At 56.6% G+C, this 9,202-nt stretch carries 5 protein-coding genes, 1 rRNA gene and 1 riboswitch; all 6 genes read right to left on the bottom strand.

Going from position 1 to position 9,202, the window contains the following annotated elements; all coding sequences use genetic code 11:
- Positions 1–331 (bottom strand): 16S ribosomal RNA (locus KI379_RS24295); the annotation flags it as partial.
- Positions 332–1,006: 675 nt separating this feature from the next.
- Positions 1,007–2,377: an NCS2 family permease gene (locus tag KI379_RS24290; protein WP_076175742.1), complete on the bottom strand. Its 1,371-nt coding sequence runs from the start codon at positions 2,375–2,377 to the stop codon at positions 1,007–1,009.
- Between the two features lie 156 nt (positions 2,378–2,533).
- Positions 2,534–2,633, bottom strand: a riboswitch (purine riboswitch).
- Between the two features lie 341 nt (positions 2,634–2,974).
- Positions 2,975–4,513, bottom strand: coding sequence for a glutamine-hydrolyzing GMP synthase (gene guaA, locus KI379_RS24285; protein WP_076175744.1), 1,539 nt, complete (start codon positions 4,511–4,513; stop codon positions 2,975–2,977).
- Positions 4,514–4,591: 78 nt separating this feature from the next.
- On the bottom strand, positions 4,592–6,808 hold the full coding sequence (locus KI379_RS24280; protein ID WP_212985129.1) for a transglutaminase-like domain-containing protein: 2,217 nt from the start codon (positions 6,806–6,808) through the stop codon (positions 4,592–4,594).
- Entirely contained in the window at positions 6,809–8,122 is a 1,314-nt protein-coding gene (locus KI379_RS24275) for a DUF58 domain-containing protein (RefSeq protein ID WP_212985128.1), read from the bottom strand.
- Positions 8,119–9,102: an AAA family ATPase gene (locus KI379_RS24270; protein WP_212985127.1), complete on the bottom strand. Its 984-nt coding sequence runs from the start codon at positions 9,100–9,102 to the stop codon at positions 8,119–8,121. The genes KI379_RS24275 and KI379_RS24270 overlap by 4 nt, the downstream gene beginning before the upstream one ends.
- Positions 9,103–9,202: the final 100 nt, after the last annotated feature.

Genomic DNA, 9,202 nt, shown 5'->3' with positions numbered 1-9,202 from the left:
TCCCAGTGTGGCCGTTCACCCTCTCAGGTCGGCTACGCATCGTCGCCTTGGTGAGCCGTTACCTCACCAACTAGCTAATGCGCCGCAGGCCCATCCGCAAGTGACAGATTGCTCCGTCTTTCATCATTCCCTCAGGAGAGGAAATGAGATATCCGGTATTAGCTCACGTTTCCGTGGGTTATCCCGGTCTTGCAGGCAGGTTGCCTACGTGTTACTCACCCGTCCGCCGCTAACCATCAGGAGAGCAAGCTCTCCATCAAGTCCGCTCGACTTGCATGTATTAGGCACGCCGCCAGCGTTCGTCCTGAGCCAGGATCAAACTCTCCAAGAAAGTTGGAAGAATCTGCTCACCCGAAGGGAGTAGCTTTCCAACGAAAGTTTGTGACTCATTTTGAATCTGACGAGATTGATTTAATCTCAATCGCTCCGGTCATAAGACCGTCGCGTTTATACTCACTCGTTGTTCAGTTTTCAAAGATCAAACTTCGTTTCGTTACCGTCCAGTGTTTCAGCAGCAACTCTTATATTATATCAAGTCCGACTCAGTTTTGCAAGCTTTTTTTAAATCTTTTTTTCAAGCTTGCTGTCCAGCGCTTAAAGCGATGTTTTCTTGGCCGGAATTAGAATATACCATGTTTATAATTCTATTGCAAGCTTTTTCGACAAAAAATTTATATTCCCAATTATTCCATTTGCTCTGGTTCTATTCGTGGCACGCTGCAAACCATGCACAACCTTCATATATACTATCAAACTTCTACCCGGTCTCCAAGCACGTCTTAATGGTTAGATTAACTTCCCTCCTTATCATGGTGCGCCTGCTCGCTCGAGCAACAGTGATCCACACAGCATTCCCCAATTATTTTCTACAACATTATATATTCCCCCCATCCACACATTTCTTTGCGTTATATATAGATACTTTTCAATTTTGCCATAAATAAAAAAGCCCTCATCCGCTCTAAAGCAGACAAGGGCAAACCATTCAACTCATCCATTCTTTAACTTACTCGGCACCGAGGAATGCGAACCGGCACACCACGATGATGGCCAGCACCCACATCAGCCAGTGAACTTTCTCTTTGCGCTTACCGAAGATGTTGGAGAAAACCGCAAGGATCACATAGGACAGGATCCCTGCCGAAATCCCGTTGGCGATCCCGCCGGAGAACGGCATCAGGACGATCGTCAGGAAAGCCGGGAAAGCTTCAAAAAAGTCGTCCCACTCGATGTGGCGAACCTGGCTCATCATCAGCACCCCGACGATGATCAGTGCCGGCGCGGTAGCTGCCGAAGGAACCACCAGTGCGAGCGGAGCGATGAACAGGGACAGCAGGAACAGAACGCCTGTGGTAATAGCCGTCAAGCCTGTGCGTCCGCCTTCCTCAACGCCTGCCGTGCTTTCTACAAAGGAAGTGATCGTGCTCGTACCCAGAACGGCACCGGCGCTGACGCCGACCGCATCGACGAGCATCGCTTTACCGACGATTTTCTCGCCTTTCTCTTTATCCTTCATGATGCCCATCCGGGTCGTCGTACCCACGAGCGTGCCAAAGGTGTCAAACAGCTCCACGAACGTGAAAATAAAGACGATATCGAACAATCCGATGTGCAGCGCGCCCTTCAGATCCAGATCTCCGACAGCCAGGTTGGAGAACGAAGGCAGCCAGTTGGCATGGGACAAGCCGCTGAGGTCCGTCACGCCCATTGGAATGCCGATCAGCGTCGTTACGATAATGCCGATCAGGAGTGCCCCTCTTACTTTCAGCACCATCAGAATGGCGATAATCAAAAGTCCGATCAAAGCAAGCAGCGCATCTTTATGTGTAAAGAAATCGCTTAGTGCCAGGTTGAAGCTTCCGCCGCCGATCGGCTTGCTGATATCGGTACCAGCGTTCACGGTGATCGAGATCAGGTTGGCGAGCTTGAAGCCGATGATGGCGACGAACAGGCCGATCCCCACCGTAATGGCGGTCTTAATGTTTTTCGGAACGGCGACCATCAGCATTTGCCGGACGCGCGTTACCGTCAGAATGATAAAAATAATACCCGAAATAAATACGGCGCCCAAAGCAGCCTGCCAGGTAATTTGACCATTGGATCCAAGCACGACGGTCATAAAATAAGCGTTCAGACCCATACCCGGCGCCAAGGCGATCGGGATATTGACAAACAATCCCATCAGGATGGTAACGAGGCCCGCGCCGACTGCGGTGGCGAAAAACACGCCTTCATGAGGGATACCCGCACCGTCCGGCCCGAGAAACAGATTGTTGACGAACAGGATGTACGCCATCGCCATAAACGTCGTGAGACCGGCGATCATTTCTGTTTTTACATTTGTGCCGCGTTCCTTTAATTTAAAGAACCGTTCCATTTTCAAATAATCCCCCTTAGAAATTTGAGTCAGAACGACAAAAAAGCCCGGCAGACCGCAAAGCGACCACCGGACATTATGAATGAAAGAAAGAGATATCCCGCCAGCATCAGCTTGGACTTACCATGGTCAAGGCAAGCTGTGCTGCGAGTTGGACATCATCTCTTCTAAATTCGTAGCCAGATCATTACGGTGATCTCGTAGAGACTCCCGGGCCAATTCCCGGGATTATACGAAAGAACATATGTCGTTTCTCACATCATTCATTGTATGGAGACAAGCTTCACTTGTCAACAGAAAAAACGAATAATCGAGAGTATGACATGATTCAATGTTCGGAAATTTACATATTTCTCCCATGGAACGATGGAGCCTTATACAGAACATTTTCTCTAACTAGATAGATTGAACTAAAGTTTTGCACTGAACTTTCTGTTATAACGGCCCACTGCGGCCCTGTAACGTTCATTTCTTTAGTTCATTCTATATAGGGCTTAGCTTTTGGAATCGACCCGGAAATTATGTAAAAAACAAAAAAGACCCGCACCTGCCTAAGCAGATACGGATCTTGAACCTTGAAAAGGATAACGATTAACCTTACTCCCACTCGATCGTGGCCGGCGGCTTGGAGGTGATATCGTACACGATGCGGTTAACGTTCTCCACCTCGTTGACGATACGCACCGAAATTTTCTCCAATACGTCCCACGGAATGCGGGCCCAGTCGGCGGTCATGCCGTCGATCGAAGTTACCGCGCGGATGCCGACGGTATACGAATACGTACGTGCGTCACCCATGACGCCCACACTCTTCATGTTCGGCAGAGCCGTGAAGTACTGCCAAATTTCCCGGTCAAGCCCGGCTTTGGCGATTTCTTCGCGCAAAATGTAGTCGGAATCCCGAACGATCGTCAGCTTCTCTTCCGTCACTTCGCCCAGCACGCGGATCGCAAGGCCCGGACCCGGGAAAGGCTGGCGATAAACGATTTCATCAGGCAGACCGCATTCCTCGCCGACTTTGCGGACTTCGTCCTTGAAGAGCGTTTTGAGTGGCTCGATCAGTTTAAATTTCATATCCTCCGGAAGGCCGCCCACGTTATGGTGCGACTTGATCGTCTGAGCCGTTGCCGTTCCGCTCTCGACGATATCCGTGTACAGCGTTCCTTGTGCCAGGAAGGCAAAGTCGTCAAAACGCGCAGACTCTTCCTCAAACACGTAAATGAATTCGTTGCCGATGATTTTCCGTTTTTGCTCGGGATCGTCCACGCCGGCCAGCTTGGACAAGAAACGCTCGCGGGCGTCGATTTTGACAACCTTCATATCGAATTTGCCTACAAAGGTATCCATTACGCTCTCGGCTTCGCCCTTGCGCAGCAGGCCGTGGTCGATAAACATACAGGTCAGCTGATCGCCGATCGCCTTGTGGATCAGCATCGCAACGACAGAGGAATCCACGCCGCCGCTCAGCGCGCACAGCACTTTCTGGTCACCGACGGTTTCGCGGATTTCACGAACCTGATCCTCGATAAAGGATTCCATCGTCCAGTTACCCTCACAGCCACAAACTTCATAAAGGAAGTTGCGGATCATTTCGTTGCCGTTCACGGAGTGGCGTACTTCCGGGTGGAACTGCACCGCATACAGCTTCTTCTCGCCATGGCTCATCGCCGCGATCGGAGCCGACTCCGTACCCGCGTCGAGCTGGAAGCCGGACGGAAGCTCAACGACATGGTCCCCGTGGCTCATCCATACGACCTGACGGTTGTCCAATCCTTGGGTAAGCGTCGTGTTCGGTTTGAACTCAAGCTCTGCTTTTCCGTACTCGCGTTTGTGCGCGCGCTCCACTTTGCCGCCGAGCTGCTGCGCCATCATCTGCATGCCGTAGCAAATGCCGAAGATCGGCAGCCCCAAATCGTACACAGCCGGGTCCACATGGGGTGCGTCTTCCGCATACACGCTAAGCGGTCCGCCGGAGAACACGATACCCTTCGGGTTCAGCTCCCGGATCTTCTCGATTGGCGTGTTAAAAGGCAAGAGCTCGCTATATACTCCCAGATCGCGGATGCGTCTTGCGATTAATTGGTTATATTGTCCCCCGAAATCGAGGACAACGATGATTTCATTTGGCTTATTCATTACCGTGCCTCCCTCAATTAATGAAATCAATTATACGCAACGATAATTCATACCGTCAAGGAAGCCGCAGCACCTAAGTTATGCCAGCCTGCCGGCGATCAAAAGGCATCTTCGCAGGAAAGCGCTCCCTTGGCTGCGGCTTACGGGAACCTGACCATAAGCTATCTTTTCCCATTCCGCGGCAAAATCGTACATTTCTTTGCGCATCATTTCATCATCGACCTGTAGGGACTGCACGTATTCCCGAACGGTGGCCCCCGGCGGAGCCGCGCCATAGCGGTGGGTAATGCCCTTCCAGGCCGGAAGCGCCGCCCGGAGCAGCTGCTCCTTGCCCGGAAAGGTCCGCCGCGATAAATACACCAGGCACCACAGCCAAATCAGGCCGCGATACATCCAGACGCAGCGGACGGCGGCGGCCAGCAGCAGAGCGGTGGCAGCTGCTCCAACCGCGATCCACGCATGCTTGGCTATAAAAGACGCGATCCCGAGCGTGATGTTCTTCAACTGGAGGGCGGCGCGAACCCAATCCCAGGTCCCCCCTGAATGAACATCCTGTGCCTGGACCGTTCCGCTGTCAGCAGGCAGCGCGAATCCAGGCGTCGGGTCGAACGGAATCCAGCCGGAGCCGGGGAAATACACCTCGACCCAGGCGTGAGCGTCGCCTTCGCTGATTTGATAGCGTCCCGGGTGGCTGCTGTCCTCTTTTCCCGGGGCAAATCCTCTGACATACCTTGTTGGAATTCCCTCGCTTCGCAGCAGTACCGCCATAGCGGTCGAAAAGTGGTTGCAGTATCCTTTCCTTGTCGTAAACAGGAAGTCATCCACAAAGTCCTCGCCTTGGGGCGGAACGCGGGTATCCATCGTGTAGGCGTAGTAGGTTTTCAAATAGTCCTCCACCGCGACGACCGCGTCATATCGTGTTAGCGACGCCGACGTAATCCGGTCGGCCAGCTGCTTCACGCGTTCGGGCAGCTTGTCCGGCAGCTGAAGGTATTCGTCCTTCACCCGCGCCGGATCCGCGCCCTTCTCTTCCCGCAGCACCTGAGGATCCACGGCGGGAATGTCCGCCTTGATCCGGTAGCCGTTCACCTCCGGCACGCCCGAAATCAGCGGCACCTTGACCGTTCCCGCATCTTCGTCGGCGATCACGGTCAGGGACACCGATTTCCGGCTCGACTCCAGGTCGAGCACCTCGGCGATGGGACCGCCGGCAAAGAGAGGGAAGCTCTCGGTCATGGGCCGGCTGAACATGATTTGCTGGGTAACGGTCCGGTACTCGGCCATCGGAGCGGCCGGCTCCTCTGCTTCCGGGTCTGAGCCTTCAGGCCGGACCGCGCCCGGAATGAACAGGGTGCGGGAATCGGCCTCCTGGCCGGCCCATTTACGGCCGTCATAGAGGCTGAGCGTTTCCCCGCGCCAATATGTAGGGACGGGGCTTTCCGCTTCAAAATAGAGCCTGCCCCCTTGGCTCAGGGGCATTCCCATGTCCTGATCGTCCCCGCTCAGGTTGTAGCCCGTCACGGCTGTGGCTGAGGCGTCGCCGTAATTGTCCCGGATCCAGGATTCCAGCCGGCCGGCCGCCTGCTCCAAGGATAACCTCCCCGGAGGCTTGGCCTCGGCCGCATATCCCAGTCCCCAGCTGCCGCCGAGGACCAGGAGGGACAGCAGGCTGAGCGACACGATCCAGGTGCCGTACACCTTGCCGCCAAACCTCCCCGACGTATCGCTCTCGCGCAGTCCGGACAGATGCAGCATCCCTTGAAGCAGCAGCAGCAAACCGCAGGTGCGGATCATATCGGCGTAAATATGGATGCCGAGCAGCGTCTCAAGGCATATCAGGTAGAGCAGGGTGGCCGCGGCGAACAGAAAAATGCTGCGCCGCGACAGGGCGAGCGATTGCACGGAATAAACCAATAAGGACCAGCCGACGATCAAAACCAGCGTCCGGGTCTCCGAGCTGGTCTCGGCAAAGTGCCCGGTGGACAGCAGCAGCAGAATATCATCGCGGCATTGCGATATCCAGGAAATCAGCCAGCTAAAAGGCTGGCCCTCTCCGGAAACGCTATACCAAGCGGCGCCGACCAGCAGGAAGTACACCGGGAGGGTCAACGTCCACCTCGCCAGCAGGGTTCCCCACAGCAGCAGAAGCGCTGTCAGCCACAACAGTGTCGTCATAAATCCGTCGTCCGTGGAACCCGTCAGCGGCCGGAGCGGAATGAGCCATTCGGCGAACAGCCCCATAAAGGGCAGAGAGATGATGAGTCTGTACAGAAGCGGATCCGTACGTTCCTCCATCTATACCGCCCCCTCTCCGGGGAAGTTCGACTCCATGTGACCGACGCGGGATACGCGGCCGCCGTGCACGATAAATACGCCGGCCCCCAAACGTGAAAGCAGCGCCGCCCGGCGGAACAGGCCGGGATCGTGAACCGCCGCAGCGTACGATGCCGAATCGCTGCTGCCGTTTCTTTCCGAAGCGCCTGCGCAATAGATATCCACATATCCCCCGGAGGAGATGATTCCGGATACGGCGCGGAGCAGCTCGTCGGTCAGATAGCCGGTGACGACGGCCGTTCTTTTGCCTTTCAAGTTCCCGGCGTCTTCCTGAAGCTGTGCTGGCAGCGGCATGCCACCGGCCAACGTCAGTCCCGACAAGGCTGCGAGCATGCCGGTGATCTCCGGCCCGGTCTCCTGCCTTGACGCAGGGCCGGTTCCTCCGGCTTCTCCCGGCATATCGGCACGAAGCCCCGAGCCGAGCAGCACCGCCTTCTCGCCGGCACGTCCGGCTTCAACGAGCAGCCCTGCAGCCGTCGATACGGCGGTCTCGAACCCCCGCTGCGCGGCCTCGCCGCTGACGTCGCCTGCCCGGGCGCCGCCCGGCATATAGCCGCTGAAGGAGCGGTCGATCATGACCGCGTAAGAGGACTGCTGCGCCTCCTCCGGCAGGCTCGTATGCAAGCGGCCCCACCGGGCAAGGTGCTTCCAATGGATACGGTTCGGCGGGTCCCCCGGAACGTATTCCCGCACCTCCATCCCCTTCATGCCGTCCGCAAACCGGGGAGGCCGGAGACTGGCCTCTTCGCTGGATGACAGCGAAGCCGCCGGCCGGCATTCCTGTCCGACGGGCAGCGGCTCCGGCAGCACGATAAACCGGCCTTCTCCCTTAACGACCTTCCTTCCCTGGAACCAGCCGAACAAGCCGCCCCATTCCAGCGCACAGGCTTCAAACCCGTAATGCCCCCGCGGAAGAGCGGGAATCTCATAGCGATACGTTAAGGAACGCCGAAATCCCGGAAAAAGCACGCGGCGGAAGCTCCCGCCGGTATAATAATCCTCCACAGCCATCCAGGGGAGGGGCAGCGGTGAGCGGAAATGAATCCGCAGGGTCACGGGCACGGCCTCCCCTGACGGAATCAGGCTTTGGGGCAAGCTGCGTTCCACCCGGATTTGCCGGGGGCCGAGCAGCTGAACCAGCATGCCGCCAGCCAGCACCAGGCAGGTCACAAACATCATGAACCATAAGGCCTCGCCTCCGTGCAGCCGGTACATGGCCACCAGACCGCCCAGCACGGCCAGCCCGATCCCCCATTCGAGGACCCGCCGCATCATAAGCGGCCTCCTTTGCGGGAGTGAACGGGCAGCACCAGCTGCTGCAGCAGCTCCCGGACCAGCTCCTCGCCGCCGGCCCCCGCAAGAAGCGCGGCATGGTTCAGCATCAGCCGATGGACGAGGACCGGCACGGCGGTATCCTTGATGTCATCCGGGATGACATAAGAGCGGCCGGCCATGTAGGCCGAAGCCTGAGATGCGTTCATCCAGGCCAGCGTCCCCCGCGGGCTGATGCCGAGCTGGACGTTCGGATGCCGGCGCGAGGCGTCCGCCACCTGGACGAGGGCCAGCTTGATGGACTCGTCTACGAAGACGCCGCGGACGGCGCGCTGCATGTTCGCCATTTCTTCCGCCAGCATGATCGGCTTTATGGTGTCCAGCGGATGCTCCAGTTGCATTCGCGTCAGCAGCTCCACCTCTTGAGCCGGCTCCGGATACCCAAGGCTCAGCCGCATCATGAACCGGTCCATCTGCGCCTCAGGCAGGCGGTAAGTCCCTTCGAAATGCAGCGGGTTTTGCGTCGCCAGCAGCAGGAACGGGCGCGGAAGCGGATAGGTGGTGCCGTCCACGGTCACCTTCTTCTCTTCCATCGCCTCCAGCAGGGCGGATTGGGTCCGGGGCGAAGCCCGGTTGATTTCGTCAGCCAGCACGATATTGGAGAGAACCGGCCCGGGCCGGAACTCGAAGCTGCCGCTGTGCGGATGGTATATCGAAGTGCCCGTTACGTCGCCGGGCATCAGATCGTATGTGAACTGGATCCGGCCGAACGTGCAGCCAAGGCAAGCGGCGATGGCCCGAACCAGCATTGTTTTACCTACCCCTGGAACATCCTCCAGCAGAATGTGGCCGCCGCTAAGCATGGATATTAGGGCCAGGCGTATTTCCTTTTCTTTACCGACGATAACGGATCCGACGCGCGATAAGACGCGGTTCAATAATTCCGGGGCAACATCATCATGAAACACCGATGGAGTCGACATAGTAACAACCTCCGTTTCCAATCATGGCTTGTTCCCGTCAAAACAGGGAATCTATCAATATTCTCTCCATGTAGAAAAGGAAGTAGACCTGCCGCACCGG

Source organism: Paenibacillus cineris, assembly GCF_018333335.1.
Classification (GTDB): domain Bacteria; phylum Bacillota; class Bacilli; order Paenibacillales; family Paenibacillaceae; genus Paenibacillus_AQ; species Paenibacillus_AQ favisporus.
Note: the sequence above shows the minus strand (reverse complement) of the source record. Positions and strands in the feature narration are given on the sequence as shown.